General features: G+C 74.3%; 16 protein-coding genes and 1 pseudogene. 16 read left to right on the top strand and 1 reads right to left on the bottom strand.

Annotation, left to right across the window (positions count from 1 at the left end):
- Window positions 1-135 precede the first annotated feature (135 nt).
- The 8 genes and pseudogenes from CHC11_RS15395 (at window position 136) to metK (ending at window position 7,479) form a co-directional block, all read left to right on the top strand.
- Window positions 136-1,023: an iron-sulfur cluster-binding protein gene (locus CHC11_RS15395; RefSeq protein WP_089312395.1), complete on the top strand. Its 888-nt coding sequence runs from the start codon at window positions 136-138 to the stop codon at window positions 1,021-1,023.
- Window positions 1,020-2,000 carry a dihydroorotate dehydrogenase gene (locus CHC11_RS15390; RefSeq protein ID WP_089312394.1) on the top strand — a complete coding sequence of 327 codons (981 nt, stop codon included), beginning with the start codon at window positions 1,020-1,022 and terminating at the stop codon, window positions 1,998-2,000. The genes CHC11_RS15395 and CHC11_RS15390 overlap by 4 nt, the downstream gene beginning before the upstream one ends.
- Window positions 1,997-2,698 carry an orotidine-5'-phosphate decarboxylase gene (gene pyrF, locus CHC11_RS15385; RefSeq protein WP_089312393.1) on the top strand — a complete coding sequence of 234 codons (702 nt, stop codon included), beginning with the start codon at window positions 1,997-1,999 and terminating at the stop codon, window positions 2,696-2,698. Before CHC11_RS15390 ends, pyrF begins: the two co-directional genes overlap by 4 nt.
- 771 nt (window positions 2,699-3,469) lie before the next feature.
- Window positions 3,470-3,797: pseudogene (gene mihF / locus CHC11_RS15380) on the top strand (integration host factor, actinobacterial type).
- A 115-nt stretch (window positions 3,798-3,912) separates the two neighbouring features.
- On the top strand, window positions 3,913-4,479 hold the full coding sequence (gene gmk, locus CHC11_RS15375; protein WP_089312392.1) for a guanylate kinase: 567 nt from the start codon (window positions 3,913-3,915) through the stop codon (window positions 4,477-4,479).
- A 27-nt stretch (window positions 4,480-4,506) separates the two neighbouring features.
- Entirely contained in the window at window positions 4,507-4,761 is a 255-nt protein-coding gene (gene rpoZ / locus CHC11_RS15370) for a DNA-directed RNA polymerase subunit omega (RefSeq protein ID WP_089312391.1), read from the top strand.
- A gap of 157 nt (window positions 4,762-4,918) precedes the next feature.
- A complete protein-coding gene (coaBC, locus tag CHC11_RS15365) occupies window positions 4,919-6,160 on the top strand; it encodes a bifunctional phosphopantothenoylcysteine decarboxylase/phosphopantothenate--cysteine ligase CoaBC (RefSeq protein ID WP_089312390.1) in 1,242 nt (413 codons plus the stop codon).
- Between the two features lie 125 nt (window positions 6,161-6,285).
- On the top strand, window positions 6,286-7,479 hold the full coding sequence (gene metK, locus CHC11_RS15360) for a methionine adenosyltransferase (protein ID WP_089312389.1): 1,194 nt from the start codon (window positions 6,286-6,288) through the stop codon (window positions 7,477-7,479).
- A 250-nt stretch (window positions 7,480-7,729) separates the two neighbouring features.
- On the opposite strand, the gene CHC11_RS15355 is transcribed toward metK, so the two are convergent.
- Window positions 7,730-9,283 (bottom strand): hypothetical protein, encoded by a 1,554-nt coding sequence (locus tag CHC11_RS15355; RefSeq protein ID WP_089312388.1) that lies wholly within the window; start codon window positions 9,281-9,283, stop codon window positions 7,730-7,732.
- A gap of 248 nt (window positions 9,284-9,531) precedes the next feature.
- Here CHC11_RS15355 and CHC11_RS15350 point away from each other — a divergent pair, with 248 nt between their 5' ends.
- The 8 genes from CHC11_RS15350 (at window position 9,532) to CHC11_RS15315 (ending at window position 19,003) form a co-directional block, all read left to right on the top strand.
- Entirely contained in the window at window positions 9,532-11,601 is a 2,070-nt protein-coding gene (locus CHC11_RS15350; protein WP_089312387.1) for a primosomal protein N', read from the top strand.
- A 192-nt stretch (window positions 11,602-11,793) separates the two neighbouring features.
- Window positions 11,794-13,602 (top strand): hypothetical protein, encoded by a 1,809-nt coding sequence (locus tag CHC11_RS15345; protein ID WP_089312386.1) that lies wholly within the window; start codon window positions 11,794-11,796, stop codon window positions 13,600-13,602.
- Window positions 13,603-13,730: 128 nt separating this feature from the next.
- The gene (gene def / locus CHC11_RS15340) at window positions 13,731-14,276 is read left to right on the top strand and encodes a peptide deformylase (RefSeq protein ID WP_089312385.1); all 546 of its coding nucleotides are present in this window, start codon (window positions 13,731-13,733) and stop codon (window positions 14,274-14,276) included.
- Window positions 14,277-15,203 carry a methionyl-tRNA formyltransferase gene (fmt, locus tag CHC11_RS15335; protein WP_089312384.1) on the top strand — a complete coding sequence of 309 codons (927 nt, stop codon included), beginning with the start codon at window positions 14,277-14,279 and terminating at the stop codon, window positions 15,201-15,203.
- Window positions 15,203-16,609 (top strand): RsmB/NOP family class I SAM-dependent RNA methyltransferase, encoded by a 1,407-nt coding sequence (locus CHC11_RS15330; protein ID WP_089312383.1) that lies wholly within the window; start codon window positions 15,203-15,205, stop codon window positions 16,607-16,609. The genes fmt and CHC11_RS15330 overlap by 1 nt, the downstream gene beginning before the upstream one ends.
- A 52-nt stretch (window positions 16,610-16,661) precedes the next feature.
- Complete coding sequence (locus CHC11_RS15325; RefSeq protein ID WP_179278860.1) at window positions 16,662-17,576, top strand: phosphatase PAP2 family protein; 915 nt, start codon at window positions 16,662-16,664, stop codon at window positions 17,574-17,576.
- A 12-nt stretch (window positions 17,577-17,588) separates the two neighbouring features.
- Window positions 17,589-18,266: a ribulose-phosphate 3-epimerase gene (gene rpe, locus CHC11_RS15320; protein WP_089312381.1), complete on the top strand. Its 678-nt coding sequence runs from the start codon at window positions 17,589-17,591 to the stop codon at window positions 18,264-18,266.
- A gap of 98 nt (window positions 18,267-18,364) precedes the next feature.
- The gene (locus CHC11_RS15315; RefSeq protein WP_089312380.1) at window positions 18,365-19,003 is read left to right on the top strand and encodes an HAD-IA family hydrolase; all 639 of its coding nucleotides are present in this window, start codon (window positions 18,365-18,367) and stop codon (window positions 19,001-19,003) included.
- The last annotated feature ends 3 nt before the right edge of the window (window positions 19,004-19,006 follow it).

The raw sequence follows: 19,006 nt of genomic DNA, 5'->3' as shown, positions 1-19,006 counted from the left end.
ACGGCGCGGACGGCGCGCACGGCGCGGCGGCCCCGGACGGGGACGGCACCGTGCCGCCCGGCTGACAGGACCGGGCGGGCCGGGCGGGGACGCCGCCCGGCCCGCCCGGCGCACGCGATGAGGAGAGGGAGACGGGTGTCCGACACGCCGGTGCAGACCTCGGCGACGGTTCTGACGGTCCGCCAGGTGCAGGACTACCGCGCGATGACGCTGGTGGCCCCGGCCATCGCCGAGCGGTTCAGGCCCGGCCAGTTCGTCGCGCTCGCCGTGGGCGGCGAGCACACCTCCCGCCTGGTGCGCCGGTGCATCGGGGTGCACGAGGTCAAGTCCGACTACGGCGGCACCGTCGAACTGGTGTTCGCCGACACCGAGCCCGGCACCGCCTGGCTCGCCGGCCGCCGCTCCCGCGATCAGATCGACCTCGTCGGGCCGCTCGGCCGCCCGTTCCGGCTTCCCCGCGACCCCGTCACCTGCCTGCTCGTCGGCGGCGGGCCCGGCGGCGCGGCCGTGTTCGCGCTGGCCGACACGCTGCTGCGGCGCGGCTGCCGGGTGCACTTCGTGCTCGCGGGCGCCTCCGCCCGGCAGGTGTTCGGGTCCCGCATGGCCCAGCGCATCGGCGACAGCTCGGCCGTCGTCACCGAGGACGGGTCGATGGGGGAGCGGGGCACCGTCCGCGACGTGCTGCCCCGCGTGATCGAGGAGACGGGCGCGGACGTCGTCTACGGCTGCGGCCCCACGGCCCTGCTCCGCTCCGTCACCCAGATCGCCGGCGACTTCGGCCTGCCCTCGCAGGTGTCGGTCGAGGAGTTCCTCCAGCGGACGGGCGCCTGCGGCATCGGCGTGTGCATGACGTGCATGCTCCCCGTCCACGGCGAGGACGGCGTGACCCGCATGGTCCGCGCATGCGCTGACGGCCCCGTCCTGCGCGGCGACCGCGTCCGCTGGGGCGACCTCGGAACCATCCCGTTCGACGCGCTCGGCGCGCCGCGCGTCCTGAGCGTCTCTGAAGGGGGCTCGCAGTGAGCGACCGGGTCACGACCACACTCGGGCCACTGGAGCTGCCCAATCCCGTCCTGACGGCCTCCGGGTGCGGTGGGACGGGACGGGAGCTCGCCCAGTTCTTCGACCTCACCCGCCTCGGCGCGTTCGTCACGACGTCGGTGATGGCCCAAGCGCGCGCGGGACGCCCCACACCGCGTGTGACCGAGACCCCGAGCGGCCTCCTGACCGCCATGGGCCTGCCCGGTCCCGGCGTGGAGACCTTCCTGGAACGTGACCTGCCCTGGCTCATCGAGCAGGAGGTCCGCACGATCGTGTCGGTCGCGGGCAGCAGCGTCGAGGAGTACGGCGCCCTCGCGCGCCGCCTCCGCAACGTCCCGGGCGTCGCCGCGATCGAGGTCAACGTCGCCTGCCCCAACGTCGAGGACCGCGGCCGCATGTTCGGCTGGCACCCGGCCGCCGCCGCGTCCGTCGTGCGGGCCGTGCGCGCGCACGCCCGGCCCGGCGTCCCGGTCTTCGCCAAGCTCGCCCCCGACGTGACCGACATCGCCACCATCGCGCTCGCCTGCGTCGACGCGGGCGCCGACGGCCTCACCCTGATCAACACCATGGAGGCCATGGCGATCGACCCGCAGACGCTGCGTCCGGCCCTCACGGGCGTGTCCGGCGGCCTGTCCGGGCCCGCCGTGCGGCCGGTCGCGGTCCGCTGCGTCTACCAGGTGCACGCCGCGCTGCCCGCCACCCCCATCATCGGCGTCGGCGGCATCGCCACCGGCCTGGACGCCCTGGAGTTCATCCTCGCCGGAGCCTCCGCCGTCGCCGTCGGCACCGCCCTGTTCCACGACCCCGCGGCCGGCCCGCGCGTCCTGCGCGAACTGGAGGAGGCGCTTGCGGCCCGCCGCATCGGCCGCCTCGCCGACGCCGTCGGCCTCGCGCACAAGCCCGCCGGGTACGTCCCGCCCCAGGTGCGCCGGCAAGAACCCGAGAAGGAGAAGCTGTGACCGCCCCCATCGCCGTCGCGCTGGACGCGCCCGACCTGGAGACGGCCGCGCGCTGGGCCACCCTGGTCACGCCGCACGTCTCCACCGTCAAGGTGGGCCTGGAGCTGTACCTGCGGTACGGGCCGGACGTCGTCGCCAGCGTGCGGGGCGCCAGCCGCGTCCAGGTGTTCCTCGACCTCAAGCTGCACGACATCCCCGCGACCGTCCGCGGCGCCGCCCGCGCCGTGGCGCGCCTCAAGCCGGCCTACCTGACCGTGCACGCCGCCGGGGGGCCAGCGATGATCCGCGAGGCGGTGCAGGCCGTCCCCACCACCAAGATCGCCGCGGTGACGGTCCTGACGTCCCTCGGGGACGCCGATCTCGCCGCCCTCGGCCTCGCGGGCCCCGCCCCGGACGCCGTCCGCCGCCTCGCCGTCCTCGCCGTCGAGGCGGGCGCTCAGGCCCTCGTGTGCTCCCCGCAGGAGGCCGCCGCCGTCCGCGCCGAGGTCGGCCCGGACATCACGCTGATCACGCCCGGCGTCCGCCCCGCCGGCTCCGGCAACCAGGACCAGGCCCGCGTCGCCACTCCCGAGGACGCGCTGGCCGCCGGCGCCGACCTGCTGGTCATCGGCCGCCCCATCACCGCCGCCCCCGACCCCGGCGCCGCCGCGGCCGCCATCGCCGCCGCGCTGCGCCGCACGTCCGCCGGCACGCCCTGAACGCGGCCGGGCGACCCCCCGAGTGGGCACGGCCGCCCGCGCGGGGACATGCTCGGCACGCCATTGGTGCGCGGGCGCAGAACCGCTTTGTGTGTGAGTTTTGTGGCACGCGCGATCGGCGATTGTGGTTTTAGTCGCTTGAGAATGCGGGGACGGAGTCGCCGCATTGCGATACGTGCCGAACGGTGAACTCGTTCACGCGGAGGGGCGATTCCGGACCGGGGGGAGTCTCCGGACGGGACGGCCGGCGTCTCCGCGTCCATGGGGCGCCCTGGCGGCGGGCTGGGGGGAGCTGGTGCGGTGCGGGTGTCCTCCGGGCCGAGCGGACGATCTTGGCGGGTGTTGTCGAGGATGACAGTAACGGTGCCGGGGCGACGTGCGGAACGGCGTGGCGTGACGAGTGTCACTCGGTCGGGATCATTTGTGGGACGGCCCGCCGCGGCGCCCCGGCGGGGCCCCGGGGGGCGGTGGCGGGATCGCGGCGGCCCGGCCGTCCGGGGGCGCGAAGCGCAGCGGGGAGGCGGTACCGGGTGCCACATATGTGGTCCAAATGGGCGGATTTTCACGATCATGCGAAAGTCCCAGCAAAGCAAGGGGGTGCGGCGCTGAGGGGCCCGAGTTGGGTACACTCTGTATTCAGGACACTCCGGGGAGTGATTTTCGTGAATTTGTGGCGGGCTAAACGGCACTTCACGTTGCCTTATGGGTGGTGAACTCGCTAGTTTCCCAACCCGTCCGACTCCGTCGAGTGGAAACCTGAGGTGACCCGGCGTGGCTCTTCCGCCCCTAACCCCCGAACAGCGCGCCGCAGCCCTTGAGAAGGCTGCCAAGGCGCGCAAGGAGCGGGCCGAGGTTAAGAACAAGCTGAAGCACGGGGGGAACCTCGCTCGCCGAGGTTCTCAAAGAAGGTCAGGCCGACGACGTCATCGGAAAGATGAAGGTGTCGGCCCTCCTGGAATCGCTGCCCGGTGTGGGCAAGGTCCGTGCGAAGCAGATCATGGAGCGCCTGGGCATCGCCGAGTCCCGCCGTGTGCGGGGCCTCGGCGCCAACCAGCGCGCATCCCTGGAGCGTGAGTTCGGCGGAAGTGCGAACCGCTGACGCGCGACTCACGGGCGGGCGCGGCGGCCAGGCCGCCGCGGCCGGCTCGGGGCGACCCGAGGACGGCACCATCCCGCCCGGCTCCGGCGCACCCATAGCTGCGCCGGAAGGCTCCGTGCCGCATGGCCCGCTCGCGCGGCGGCTGACGGTCCTGTCCGGGCCGTCGGGCGTCGGCAAGAGCACGGTCGTCGCCGAGATCCGGCGCTCACACCCCCGGGTGTGGCTGTCGGTCTCGGTGACCACCCGGGCTCCCCGCCCGGGTGAGACCGACGGTGTGCAGTACTTCTTCGTCGACGACGCCGGTTTCGACCGGCTCGTCGCCGAGGGGCAGCTCCTCGAATGGGCCGAGTTCGCGGGCAACCGCTACGGAACCCCGCGCCGGCCCGTCGAGGAACGCCTCGCCCGCGGCGAGCCGGTGCTCCTGGAGATCGACCTGCAGGGTGCCAGGCAGGTCCGGCGGTCCATGTCCGAGGCGCGACTGGTGTTCCTCGCTCCCCCCAGCTGGGAGGAGCTCGTCCGCCGGCTCACCGGCCGCGGCACCGAGCCCCCCGAGGTGATCGAGCGCCGCCTCGACGCGGCCCGCGTCGAACTCGCCGCCGAGAAGGAGTTCGACGTCACGCTCGTCAACACGTCCGTGCAGGACGTGTGCGACGAGCTGCTAGCCTTGATGGCTGACCAGTAGCCTGTTCAATCTACGGAAGGCCACCGAGTGGCAGCCAGCAACGAGGGCATCACCAACCCTTCGATCGACGAGCTCCTCGATGTCGTCGACACCAAGTACGGCCTCGTGAGCATCGCGGCCAAGCGCGCCCGGCAGATCAACGCCTACTACGCCCAGCTGGGCGAGGGCCTGCTGGAGTACGTCGGCCCGCTCGTCGAGACGCAGGTCCAGGAGAAGCCGCTGTCGATCGCGCTCCGCGAGACGCGTGAGGGCCTCCTGAACGCCGAGCCCATCGAGGGCTGAGGCTCCCCGGGCAGGCCGTGCCGCTCACCGGACCGCGGCCGCCCTCGCCGATGGCCGCGTCCGCGGTGGCCACTGATGGTCACCCCGCTGGCCCCCGGAGCGGATACCCGCACCCCCGGGGGGAGAGCGGGCGGTACGTGATGGGATCGTGGGCCGTATGACCTCCCCCAAGCCGCGCGTCGTGCTCGGAGTGAGCGCCGGCATCGCCGCGTACAAGGCGTGCGAGCTGCTCCGGCGGCTCACCGAGTCGGGCCACGACGTCACCGTCGTGCCGACCGCGGACGCGCTCCGCTTCGTCGGGGAGCCCACCTGGGCCGCCCTGTCCGGCAAGCCGGTGTCCCCGCAGGTCTGGGACGGCGTCGCCGAGGTCCCGCACGTCCGGCTCGGGCAGCAGGCCGACCTGGTGTTCGTCGCCCCGGCCACCGCCGACCTGCTCGCCAGGGCCGCCCACGGCCTCGCCGACGACCTGCTGACCAACACCCTGCTCACCGCCCGCTGCCCCGTCGTGTTCGCGCCCGCGATGCACACCGAGATGTGGCAGCACCCGGCCACGCAGGCCAACGTGGCGACCCTGCGGGAGCGCGGCGCCGTCGTCGTCGAGCCCGCGTCCGGGCGCCTCACGGGCAAGGACACCGGGCCCGGCCGGCTGCCCGACCCCGCCGAGCTGTTCGAGGTCGCCCGGCACGTGCTGGCCCGCGGCGCCGCCGGGCGCGACCTCGCCGGACGGCACGTGGTCGTCTCCGCCGGGGGCACCCGGGAGGCCATCGACCCCGTCCGCTTCATCGGGAACCGCTCGTCGGGCCTGCAGGGCTACGCGCTCGCCAGGACGGCCGCGGCCCGCGGCGCCCGCGTGACGCTCGTCTCGGCGAACGTCGCGCTGCCCGACCCGGCGGGCGCCGAGACCGTCGCCGTCGGATCGGCCGAGGAGATGCGCAAGGCCGTCGTGGAGGCCGCCGGATCGGCCGACGCGGTCGTGATGGCCGCCGCCGTCGCCGACTTCCGCCCGGCCGGCTACCGCGGCTCCAAGATCAAGAAAACCGAGGGGGCGGAGCCCGAGCCGATCCGGCTCGTCAAGAACCCCGACATCCTGGCCGAGCTGGGCAGGATCCGGAGGCAGGGCCAGGTCGTCGTGGGATTCGCGGCCGAGACCGACGACGTCCTCGCCAACGGCCAGGCCAAGCTCGCCCGGAAGGGCTGCGACCTTCTCGTCGTCAACCAGGTCGGCGAGAACCTGACCTTCGGCCGCCCCGACAACGCCGCGGTCGTCCTCGGCGCCGACGGGTCGCGGACCGAGGTGCCGCGCGGGGCCAAGGAGGCGCTGGCCGAGGTCGTGTGGGATCTCGTCGCCGCGCGGCTGGAGCGCACGCCGTCAGATGTACGTCAGGGTGAAGGGCGCTGAGCCCGCTAGACTTCTGGCCCTAACATCGTGGGGAAGCCATGGCGGGGGGCGGCGTCCCTCGCCGAACTCGACAAAGAATCCGTTCTGCGACGTCAGTCAGCAGCCGCTGCAAGGAGTTCACGTACGTGTCTCGCCGCCTGTTCACCTCCGAGTCGGTGACCGAAGGTCACCCGGACAAGATCGCGGACCAGATCAGCGACGCGATCCTCGACTCGATGCTCAAGGACGATCCGAAGAGCCGGGTCGCCGTCGAGACGATGATCACGACGGGTCAGGTGCATGTGGCCGGTGAGGTCACCACCGAGACCTATGTGGACATCCCGGGCGTGATCCGGGAGAAGATCCTGGAGATCGGCTACGACTCGTCCAAGAAAGGCTTCGACGGCCACTCCTGCGGCGTGTCGGTGTCCATCGGCGCGCAGTCGCCCGACATCGCGCAGGGCGTGGACGACGCCTACGAGACCCGCGAGGGCGAGGGCGTCGACGACCTGGACCGGCAGGGCGCCGGCGACCAGGGCCTGATGTTCGGCTACGCCACCAACGAGACCCCCGAGCTGATGCCGCTGCCGATCACGCTGGCGCACCGGCTCGCCCGGCGGCTGTCGGCGGTCCGCAAGAGCGGCGACGTGCCGTACCTGCGCCCCGACGGCAAGACCCAGGTCACCATCGAGTACGACGGCGACCGCGGCGTCCGCCTCGACACCGTCGTGGTGTCCAGCCAGCACGCTCCCGACATCGACCTGAAGGAGCTGCTGGGCCCGGACGTCAAGGAGCACGTCGTCGACCCGGTGCTCGCCGAGTTCGAGCTCGACACCGAGAACTACCGGCTGCTGGTGAACCCCACCGGCCGCTTCGAGATCGGCGGCCCGATGGGCGACGCCGGCCTCACCGGCCGCAAGATCATCGTGGACACCTACGGCGGCATGGCCCGGCACGGCGGCGGCGCGTTCTCCGGCAAGGACCCGTCCAAGGTGGACCGCTCCGCCGCGTACGCGATGCGCTGGGTCGCCAAGAACATCGTCGCCGCGCAGCTCGCCGACCGCGCCGAGGTGCAGGTCGCCTACGCGATCGGCAAGGCCCACCCGGTCGGGGTGTTCGTCGAGACGTTCGGCACGGAGAAGGTCGCCCCCGAGAAGATCGAGAAGGCGATCGGGGACGTCTTCGACCTGCGCCCGGCCGCGATCGTCCGCGACCTGGACCTGCTCCGCCCGATCTACCAGCAGACGGCCGCCTACGGCCATTTCGGCCGCGAGGAGCCCGACTTCTCCTGGGAGTCGACCGACCGCGCCAAGGACCTGGCCTCCGCCGCCGGCCTGTAACCGGTCTTCCGCGAAGAAGGGCCCCGGAACAACCCGGGGCCCTTCTTCGCGCGCCTGTGCTTGTTCACGCCTGTCCGTGTTCTACGCCTGTCCGTGTTCTACGCCTGTGCCTGCCTACGCCTGTGCCTGCCCTGATCCTGTGCGTGTCCTGAGCCTGTGCCGGGGTGGCGGTTCCAGGGCCCCGGTGGCGTAGGGCGGGCGCAGCGCGGACCGCACTTTGCGGTCGTGCTGTGCAGGCGGGACGGCGGGGTCAGCGGGCGCAGTGGTTGCCGCGGTGCAGGCCGTAGCGGGCGGCGATGGTGTAGCGGCCGGGGGTGCGCGCCTCCAGCCGGACGAACTCGCCCGCGCGCGCCAGGCAGGCGTCCCCGCCCGTCGCGCTCAGCCAGGGGGACCAGGAGACGCGTACCAGGACGGACCCGGGCGAGGGCATGTCGACGACGAGCTTGCCGGAGTCGAGCGTGCCGACGGACGCGGGCCGGTCGACGAGCGGCGTGGGGCTCGCCACGCGGAACAGCCGCCAGTGCTCGTCCCGCCAGATCTCCGTCAGGTACGGCTGGCCGCCTTCGACGAGGGCGGCCTCCTCCTGCGCCGACCAGTCGACCTCCTGCTCGGGCAGGACGACGTACCGGACGGCCCACTTGCCCAGCCAGTCGCGGTACGAGGCGGGCGTCAGCGCGCCCTTCTCGTAGAACAGCCCGTGGCGTTCGGCGTCGACCTGGCGGTTCCAGCCGCGGGCGAGCGCGAAGTGGCGGCTGAGGCCGGAGGACTCCCAGTGGGAGCGCAGCGGGACGACCTCGATGCGCGCGTCGCCCGCGCCGACGGCGCCCAGCTCGGAGACGAGGCCGCGGGCGTGGTCGGCGGCGGTGGCCGCGGGCTCGGTGTGGATGAGGTCGTCGACGGGCTTCACGACCTGCCAGGACGCCGTCACGATGAACGCCAGCGACAGCACGGCGATCCGGAGCCGTCCGTGTGCGCGCGCGACGGCCGACAGCAGGAACATGCCGCCGAACAGCAGCGAGAGGCGTTCGACGTTGCTGCCGATGGGGGAGGGGATCAGCCAGGTCAGCACGATCCCGGCAAGGTAGACGGCGGCGCCGGTCCGGACGAGCCTCCAGCCCTTCGGCGCGCAGAGCAGGATCGCGGCGACGCTGGTGACGGCGGGCAGCACGATCGCGTCCAGGGAGATCGGCTGGACGCCGCTGAACGGGAAGAGCAGGCTGGTCGTGCCCACCACGACGGGGAGGCCCACGGCGACGCAGACGCCGGCGCGGCGGCGTCCGGTCAGGAAGAGCGCGGCGGCCAGCACCAGCAGGAACAGGCCGGCGACGGGGCTCGCGAGCGAGGCCAGCACGCTCAGCACGATCATCGCCGCGGCGCGCAGGGCGGGCGTCCCCCGCGGGGTGAACGCCACGATGGTCGCCATCAGCGCGAACATCAGCCCCAGGCCGAACGTGACGCGGCCGGAGGCGGCGTTGCAGGACAGCGCGAAGGCGGCCCAGAGCGAGGCGGGCAGCGCGACCGGGGCCCGGAACTGCTTGAGCAGGTACGCGGTGAGCGTGGCGCAGAACGTGCCCGTGATCACCGCGATCGTGCGGATGCCGAACAGCGCCATCAGGTACGGCGACATGAGGCTGTAGGAGGCGGGGTGCATCCCGCCGTACCAGGCGAAGCTGTAGGCCGCGCCGGGGTGCTTCCAGGCGAAGTCCGTCCACGCGGCCTGTGCCGCGAGGTCGCCGCCCTCGGTCGCGAGGAGCAGGCCCCACACCAGGTGCAGGACGGCGGCGGCCAGCGTGGCGGCGACCACGGGGTGGCGTGCCCGCTTCTTCCACCGGGTGGTGGCTGAGGGGCCTGGGGAACGGCGTGACGCCCCGTTGCTGTTGGGGGAGTCCGTCCGCTCATGGGCATGAGCTGTGGTCACATCGCCTGCAGGGCTCGTCGGACGGCGAGGGTGCGGACGGGCCTCGGCCAATGGGCCGGAGGACGCGCACCGTTCAAACGGACCAACCCTAGCGCGCGAGTCGGGCTGTCGGATCGATCTGGTAGGACGGGGGCGTGACGAAGGACGGCGGGGGAACGGACCTGATCCCGGGGCTGGACGCCCTTCCGGGCGCGGTCGCCGCCAAGCCGAACAAGCCCGGAACACCCGCGAAGTCGGGGAAGAAGGGGGCGCGCCGCCCGGCCGCGGAGCTGCCCGTCGCGCGGATCGCGGTCGACATGTCGCTCCCGCACCTGGACCGCCCCTTCGACTACCTCGTGCCCGCCGAGCTCGACGACAAGGCGGTCCCGGGCTGCCGCGTCCGGGTGCGCTTCGCGGGCCAGCTCGTCGACGGCTTCCTCCTGGAGCGGGTCGCCGAGAGCGGCCACGGCGGCAAGCTGCTGTTCCTGGAGCGGGTGACCTCGCCCGAGCCCGTCCTGACCCCGGAGATCGTCGCGCTGGTGCGGGAGGTGGCCGACCGCTACGCGGGCACGTTCGCGGACGTCATGCGGCTCGCCGTCCCTCCCCGGCACGCCCGCGCCGAGGCCGAGCCCGTGGAGGAGACCGCCCCCGCCCTGCCCGAGGCGCCCGACGCCGGCGTGTGGCGGGAGTACCCGGCGGGGGAGTCGTTCGTGAGCGCGCTCGCCGGCGGGAGGGCGCCGCGGGCCGTGTGGACGGCGCTGCCCGGCCCCGACCGGACGGCGGCCATCGCACGCGCGGTCGCCGCCACGTTGAGCGGCGGGCGCGGCGCGCTCGTCGTGGTCGCCGACGGGCGCGACGTGGCGCGGGTCGACGCGGCGCTGGAGGCGGAGCTGGGGGAGGGGCTGCACGTCGCCCTGACGGCGGAGCTGGGCCCGGCGGAGCGCTACCGGAGATGGCTCGCCGTCCTGCGCGGCAAGGCGCGGGCGGTCGTCGGCACCCGCGCCGCCATGTTCGCGCCCGTCGCAGACCTGGGGCTGGTCGTGCTGTGGGACGACGGCGACGACGTCCACGCCGAGCCGCACGCGCCGTATCCGCATCCCCGCGACGTGCTCGCCCTGCGCGCGCACCGGTCGGGGGCCGGCGCCCTGATCGGCGGGTTCACCCGGACGACCGACGCGACACAGCTCGTGGAGACCGGCTGGGCCCACGCGCTCGCCGCCGACAGGAACCGCGTCCGGGCGAGGATGCCGCGCGTCCGCTACGTGGGGGAGGACGCCCAGCTCGCCCGGGACGCCGCCGCCCGCACCGCGCGCCTGCCGAACGTCGCGTTCGAGGCCGCCCGGCAGGCGCTGGAGAGCGGGCCCGTTCTCGTCCAGGTGCCGAGGCGCGGGTACGTCCCCGGCATCGCCTGCGGGAGGTGCCGCACACCGGCGCGCTGCCAGACGTGCCAGGGGCCGCTGGCGCTCGCCTCGTCGCACGCGGCCCCGTACTGCGGCTGGTGCGGCCACATCGCGGGCGACTGGCACTGCCCCGAGTGCGGCTTCTTCCAGGTGCGCGCCGTCGTGGTGGGCGCCAAACGCACGGCGGAGGAACTCGGCCGCGCTTTCCCCGGCGTGCCCGTGCGCACCTCGGGCCGCGAGGCCGTCCTCGACCGGGTCGGCCCGGAACGGGCCCTCGTGGTGGCGACGCCCGGGGCCGAGCCTCCGGCGGAGAGCGGGTATCTGGCCGCGCTGCTGCTGGACGGCTGGGTCCTCCTCGGACGGCCGGACCTGCGCGCCGGTGAGGAGACGCTGAGGCGCTGGATGAACGCGGCGTCGCTCGTCCGCCCGCAGGGCCCGGTGGTCGTGGCGGCCGAGGGGGCGCTGCCGGAGGTCCAGGCGCTCGTGCGCTGGGATCCGGTCACGTACGCGGAGCGGGAACTGGCCGAGCGCAGGGAAGTGGGCTTCCCGCCCGCCGCGCGCATGGCGTCGCTGACCGCGTCCCCGGCCGCCATACGGGAGCTGCTGTCCGACACCCGGTTGCCCGACGACGCGGAGATCCTCGGGCCCGTTCCCGTCCCGCAGGCGGGCCCGGAGGCCCAGGACAAGGAGCGCGCACTGGTACGAGTACCCCGCGCCGCAGGAAACGCCCTGGCGCGCGCGCTGAAGGAAGCCCAGGGCGTACGCAGCGCACGCAAGGCGACGGAGACCGTACGCGTCCAGATCGACCCCCTGGAACTGATCTGACCGTGTGGGACTCGACTGTCCGCGTGGGCGCGACCCTGTGAAGCTCCGACCACCGCGTGGAACTCGACCGTCGGTCTGGGCTTGACCCTGTGGGGCTCGACCAGCGTGGGACTCGACCGGCCGTGGGGACTCGGCCGACGAGGTGGGTGTCAACCGACCCCGGGGAACTCGGCTGACCAATAGGGTTCTGGCGTGGCCGACAACTGGGTGGAGACCATCGCGGGCGACCTGCGGCGGTGGTCGGACGAACGCGGCGAGGCGCTGGACGAGCAGGGCGTCCGCATCCTGCTCGACCTGGCGCGGGAGGAGATGGGCCTCGCGGGCCCGGAGGCGCTGGAGCCGCGGCACGTCCGCGAGCTGCTCCTGGAGGTCTTCCCCGAGTCCGTGGTCGCCGGGCGCGACGACGTCCCGACCATCCTGGACGCCCTCCGCCGGGTCGTCGCCTACCTGCGCGACACCGGCGCCGTCCCCGCCGCGGCCGCCGGCGGGCTGGAGGCGGAGATCGACCGGACCGGCCCCGAGTTCGCCGAGGTCGTCGCCGCCGTCGACGGCGAGGAGCGGCAGGCGGCCGCCGAGGTCGTCGCCGGGCTGATGCAGGGCGACGGGATCGACCTGGACGACCAGGACGCGGTCGACGCGTGGGTGCGCGACTTCGAGGCGCAGCCGGAAGAGGAGCGCTTCGCCCGCACCGAGGAGTACCTGCGGCAGGCAGGGGAGCTGGCGGTCCCTCCCGTCCGGCTGGCGCCGCGGGCCGAGGTCGCGGACGCGGCGCGGCGGTCCGGCCTCACCGGGGCGGTCCTGGCCCTGGCCCGCTGGACGGGCGAGCGGCCGCTGACCGAGCACGGCGCGCTCACCGAGCCCGACGCCGAGGCCGCCCGCCGCGCCCTCGGCCTCGACTCGCCGCGCCGCCACGGGCAGATGGAGGACGACGGCGCTCTGGAGCGGCTGTGGTGGGCCGCCGTCGAGGCCAAGGTGATCGACGCGGGGGGCGGCCGCGCCGTCCCCGGCCCCGCGCTGCCGGGCCTGGAGTCCGGCGACGACGCGGCGCTGCTCAGCGCCTGGCTGCCGCTGTTCGACGCCGTCGTCGTGCCCGGCCACGACTACGCCGACGGCCTGGACGCGGTCGAACTCGTCCAGAACGAGCTGACCGGCGTCCTCATCCACCTGTACGAGCAGGAGGAGCCGGCAGGACCCGAAACCCTCGCCGAGGCGCTGCTGGGCCACATCGAGGAGGCCTACGACCTCACCGACGCCGACACCATGTACGCGCTCGCGGCGGACGCCCTCGCGCTGGAGCTGGCGACCCTCGGCGACTGGGGCGTCATCGAGACGTCCGGCGCGGGACGCGTGCTGACGCCGCTCGGGGTGTGGGCCGTCCGGGAGCTGCTCCTCGCGGACGGGTTCAGCGCCCCCGTCATCGGCGAGCTGGCCGGCGCCCGCGCGTCCGAGCTCGTCGCGGGGCTCACCTGGTACCGGCCGGACGCCGCCGACGAGGAGATCGACGGCTGGCTGGGGTCCCACGACCCCAAGGACGCCGCCGCCGACCTGCTGGACGTCATGCGGACCGGCGGCCCCGGCGCCCGCAACCTCGCCGCCGCCGTCCTGCACCGCGTCGGCCCCGAGGCCGCCGGAGTGGTCCGCGCCGCGCAGGAGCACCCGCTCGTGGCGCCCTATGCCGTGATGTGGCTGAACGCCGCCGGCGACCCCGCGGGGCGGGAACTGGCCCGTGAGGAGTACCTCTGGGTGTTCGTGGACACGGTCGCCGGAATGCTGGAGACCGCCGAGCCGGAGGAGGCGGTCGAGGCGGCGCTCGTCGACACGCCGCCCGGGGCCGAGATGAAGACCATGGTGGACGAGCTCTGGCGCACCCATCATCCCGGTGTGGCCGACGTCCTGGAGGCACTGGGCGCCCACCACCCCGACAAGGCGACGGCCAAGGCCGCCCGCACCGCCGCGTACAAGGCGCGTTCGGCGCGCCAGAGCGCGCACCGCGGTGTGTGAACATGGCGTGAATGTTCAGGGCCCGCGCCTCCGTAGACTTGAGGGCGCGTCCCAGTAGTCGGCGGCGCCCGGAGTGACCGGGCGGCGCCCGCAGTGATCAGCGACATTCGCAGGAAACGGAGTCCCCGTTGGCCGTCAAGCCCATCCGCCTCTTCGGCGACCCCGTGCTGCGCACGCCCGCGGAGCCGGTGAAGGACTTCGACAAGGAGCTGCGCCAGCTCGTCAAGGACCTCACCGACACGATGATCGACGCCCCCGGTGCGGGCCTGGCCGCGCCCCAGCTCGGCGTCGGGCTGCGCGTGTTCACCTACTACGTCGACGACCGCCTGGGGCACGTGGTCAATCCGACGCTCGACCTGTCGGACGAGCAGGAGACCGACGACGAGGGCTGCCTCTCCCTGCCCGGCCTGGCGTTCCCCACCCCCCGCGCCCTCGGGGTGGTGGCGAAGGGCTTCAACATGCACGGTGAGCCGATCACCCTGGAGGGCACCCACCTGCTGGCCCGCTGCGTCCAGCACGAGACCGACCACCTCGACGGGATCATCTTCATCGACCGGATGGACGCCGAGCAGCGCAAGGCCGCGATGAAGGCGATCCGGGAGGCCGAGTGGTTCGGCGACCCGGCCCCCGTCGTGAAGGAGTCGCCGCACCGCACCCTCGGGAAGGCGATCTAGATGCGGCTGGTCTTCGCCGGGACGCCCGAGACGGCGCTCCCGGCCCTGACGGCCCTCCTGGGGTCCTCGCACGAGGTCGCGGCGGTCGTGACCCGGCCCGACGGGCGGTCGGGGCGCGGGAGGCATCTGAGCGCCAGCCCGGTCGCCTCGCTCGCCGCCGAGGCCGGCGTCGAGGTGCTCAAGCCCGCCAAGGTCCGCGACCCCGGGTTCCTCGACCGGCTCCGGGAGATCGCGCCGGACTGCTGCCCGGTGGTCGCCTACGGCGCCCTCCTGCCCCGCGAGGCCCTGGACATCCCCCGGCACGGCTGGGTGAACCTGCACTTCTCGCTGCTGCCCGCCTGGCGCGGGGCCGCCCCGGTGCAGCGCTCGATCCTGCACGGGGACGACGTGACCGGCGCGGCCACGTTCCAGATCGAGGAGGGCCTGGACACCGGCCCGGTCTACGGGGTGCTCACCGAGCCGATCCGGCCGGACGACACCACCGGCGACCTGCTGGGACGGCTGGCCGTCGCCGGCGCGGACCTCCTGCTGGACACCATGAACGGCATCGAGGCGGGCGTCCTGGAGCCCCGGCCCCAGCCGACCGAGGGGGTGTCCCACGCGGCGAAGCTGACCCCCGAGGACGGCCACGTCGACTGGAAGAGCCCGGCTCTGCACATCGACCGCCTGATCCGCGCCTGCACCCCGGCGCCGGGCGCGTGGACGAACTTCCGCGACACGCGGGTCAAGCTCGGCCCCGTCCGTCCGGTGCCCGACGCCGCCGCGCTGCCGCCCGGCGCGCTCAGCGCGGGCAGGAACGAGGTGCTGGTCGGCACGGCCACGCATCCCGTCGCGCTCGGCGAGGTGCAGCCGCAGGGCAAGCGCCGCATGGCCGCCGCCGACTGGGTCCGCGGCCTCAACCTCATCGGCAAGGACGCCCTGCACTGATGCCACCTGCCCGCAACCGCCACCGCGCCCCGAACCGCCGACCGGGCGGTCCCCGCAAGACGGGCCGCCCCCAGGACCTCGTCCGCCGTACCGCGTTCGACGTGATCCGGGCGGTGGAGACCCGCGACGCCTACGCGAACCTCCTGCTCCCCTCGCGCCTGCGCGACCGCGGCCTGACCGGCCGCGACGCCGCCCTCGCCACCGAGTTGACGTACGGGACCCTGCGCGGCAGGGGGACCTACGACGCGGTGCTCGCGCTGTGCAGCGACCGCGAACTGCGCCGTATCGACGCGCCCCTCCTCGACGTCCTGCGCCTCGGCACCCACCAGGTCCTCGCCACCCGCATCCCGCCGCACGCCGCCGTGGCGACGACCGTGGAACTGGCCCGCTCGGTCTCCGGTCCGGGGCAGGCCAAGTTCGCCAACGCGGTGCTCCGCAAGGTCGCCATGCGCGACATGGACGCCTGGCTGCGGATCGTGGCGCCCGCCGACGCCGACGCCACGACGCGCCTGTCGATCGCCCACAGCCACCCGAAGTGGATCGTGTCCGCCATGCGGGACGCCGTCGGGCCGGCCGAGATCGACGCACTCCTCGCGGCCGACAACGCCCGCCCCCGCGTGACACTGGTCGCCCGGCCCGGCCGGGCGACTCTTGAAGAGCTGTACGGCGCGGGCGCGGAGCCCGCCCCGTACTCGCCCTACGGCGCCTTTCTGACCGAGGGCGACCCGGCGGGTATCGATGCCGTCCGCGACGGGCGCGCCGCCGTCCAGGACGAGGCCAGCCAGATGGTCGCCCTGGCGCTGGCCGAAGCTCCCCTGGTCGGCCCGGACGCACGTTGGGCCGACCTCTGCGCCGGCCCCGGGGGCAAGGCCGGGCTTCTGTCGGCCCTCGCCGCCCAGCGCGAGGCCCGACTTCTCGCCGCGGACGTCCAGCCGCACAGGGCCGGGCTCGTCCGGCGCGCGGTCGACGACCGCACGGGTGTGGTCGCCGCCGACGGCACCGCTCCCGCCTGGCGTCCGGCCTCGTTCGACCGCGTCATGGTGGACGCTCCCTGCACCGGCCTGGGCGCGCTCCGCCGCCGCCCCGAGGCGCGCTGGCGCCGGGGCCCCGAGTCGGTCGCCGAACTCGGGCCGCTCCAGCGGAAGCTGCTCGCCGCGGCACTGGAGTCCGTCCGCCCCGGCGGCGTGGTCGCCTACGTCACCTGCTCGCCCCACCTGGCGGAGACCCGCGTGGTGGTGGACGACGTCCTGCGCAAGCGCGAGGACGTCGAGCGACTCGACGCACCCGCCGTCCTGGCGGCGATCGCTCCCGGCCTCACCGGGCTGGGGGACGGCCCGTACGCCCAGTTCTGGCCGCACCGCCACGGCACGGACGCGATGTTCCTGGCGCTGCTCCGCCGTACCTGACCGCCGCACCTGACCCGGGGGAGGCTCTCTGCTGACCGGCTTCATGGTCTTCATGTCGTACCTGGGCAGCGCGGCCTTCTACGTCCCGCTGCTCCTGGCGCTGTTCTGGTGCGTGGCGCCGCGTCAGGCCGCGAGGGCCGCCGTCGTGCTGCTGTTCGGCGCGGTCGTCAACTCGCTCCTCAAGCTGGTCTTCCACGCCCCCCGCCCGTACTGGACGGACCCGTCCGTCCAGGGCAGGCAGTCGCTGACGTCCTTCGGGATGCCGTCCGGCCACGCCCAGAACAGCGTCGCGGGCTGGGGCTTCCTCGCCGCCCAGACCAGACGGTGGTACCTGTGGGCGGGCGCCGCGGCCGTCATCTTCCTGATCGGGGCGTCCCGCGTCTACCTGGGCGTCCACTCGACAGGGCAGGTACTGGCGGGCTGGGGCGTCGGCCTGGTCTTCCTGGTCGCCGCCCTCGGGCTGGAGCCCATCGCCGTGCCGTGGTGGCGGCGGCGGCATCTGGCCGTGCAACTGGCGCTCTCCCTGGCGCTCTCCCTGCTGATGTTCGCGGCGTCCTGGGGTGCGGCCCGGCCGCTCCGGGACTGGCGGTGGCCCCAGGCGTGGGCGGAGGCCGTCCGGGCGGCCGGAGGCGTCGCCGAGCCCGTCACGCTGACCGCTTCGGCGCAGGCGTCCGGCGCTCTCTGCGGCCTCCTGATGGGCCTGTCCCTGGTCGCCTGGCGCGGCTGGTTCGAGCCGGGCGGCAGGGCCTGGCACCGCCTGGCGCGCCTCCCCGTCGGCCTCGCGGGGGCGGCGGTCATCGCCTTCTTCGAGGGGGCCGGCCTGGTCCAGGCGTTCGCCGTCCAGGCGCTGCTCGTGCTGTGGGTGACGGCGGGCGCTCCGGAGGTCTTCGTCCGCCTGCGCCTGGCGGCCCGGCCCACCCCGGGCCTCACCCAGGCGGGGGACGATCGGGCGGGGCTGCGCCAATAGACTCGGGGCATCATGGCTCCTCAGATCGCACCCAGCATCCTGTCCGCCGACTTCGCCCGCCTGGCCGAGGACGTCGCGCGCGTCGCCGACTCCGCCGACTGGGTCCACGTCGACGTGATGGACAACCACTTCGTCCCGAACCTCACCCTGGGACTGCCCATCGTGCAGGCGCTGCTCAGGAGCAGCGCGCTGCCCCTCGACTGCCATCTGATGATCGAGGACCCCGACCGCTGGGCGCCGCAGTACGCCGAGGCCGGAGCCGGGAGCGTCACCATCCACGCCGAGGCGGCGAAGGCGCCCATCCGCACCCTGCGGGCCATCCGGGCCGCCGGCGCGCGTGCGGGGCTGGGCGTCAACCCGGCCACCCCGGTGGACGGCTTCGAAGACCTCCTCGGCGAGATCGACATGCTCCTGCTGATGACCGTCGAGCCCGGTTTCGGCGGCCAGAGGTTCCTGGACGTCGTCCTGCCGAAGGTCCGCCGCGCGCGGGAGCTCATCAAGGGCCGCGACCTGCCCGTCTGGCTGCAGGTGGACGGCGGCGTCAGCGCCGAGACGATCGAGCGCTGCGCGGAGGCGGGCGCGGACGTGTTCGTCGCCGGCAGCGCCGTCTACGGGGCCGACGACCCGGCCGAGGCCGTCCGCAGGCTCCGTGCCCAGGCCGAAGAGGCGACGGCCAAGGCGGACTGGTGAACGGCCCTGCGGAGCGGGCGGGGGGTGCGGGGGGTCGTCCCCCCGCGATGAACGGCCCCGCGGAGCGGGCGGGGGGTGCGGGGGGTCGTCCCCCCGCGATGACCCTGCCCTGCGCCGCCGTCCTGTTCGACGTGGACGGCACCCTCGTCGACTCGACGCCCCTCGTCGAGCGCGCGGGCCGTGAATGGGCCGCCGAGTACGGCATCGACCCGGACGTGTTCATGGCGGGCGCCCACGGCCGCCGCACGAGCGACCGCGTCGCCGAGTTCCTCCCGGCCGACCAGGTCCGGGAGGCCACCGCGCGTCTGGACGCCCTGGAGGCGACCAGCACCGACGGCATCATCGCCCTGCCCGGTGCCCTGGAACTGCTGGCGGACATGAGCGGCCTGCCCCACGCCTTCGTCACGTCCATGGACCGGGCGCAGCTCAAGGTGCGCACCGGAGTGGCCGGTGTCCCCTCCCCGCCCATCGTGGTGACCGCCGAGGACGTCCCGGACGGCAAGCCCGACCCGTCCGGCTACCTCCAGGCGGCGCGCCGCCTGGGCGTGGAGCCGTCCGCGTGCGTGGTCGTCGAGGACGCCCCCGCCGGGATCGCCGCGGGCCGCGCGGCCGGGGCCACCGTCCTCGCACTGGTCACCAGCCACCCCGAGGAGTCGTTGACCGCGGCCCACCACGTCGTCCAGGACCTGAGCCGCGTGCGGGCCACCCCGGCCGGCCTGCGCCTCACCGTCGGCTGAGCG

This window comes from Actinomadura mexicana (assembly GCF_900188105.1).
Taxonomy (GTDB): Bacteria; Actinomycetota; Actinomycetes; order Streptosporangiales; family Streptosporangiaceae; genus Spirillospora; species Spirillospora mexicana.
Note: the sequence above shows the minus strand (reverse complement) of the source record. Positions and strands in the feature narration are given on the sequence as shown.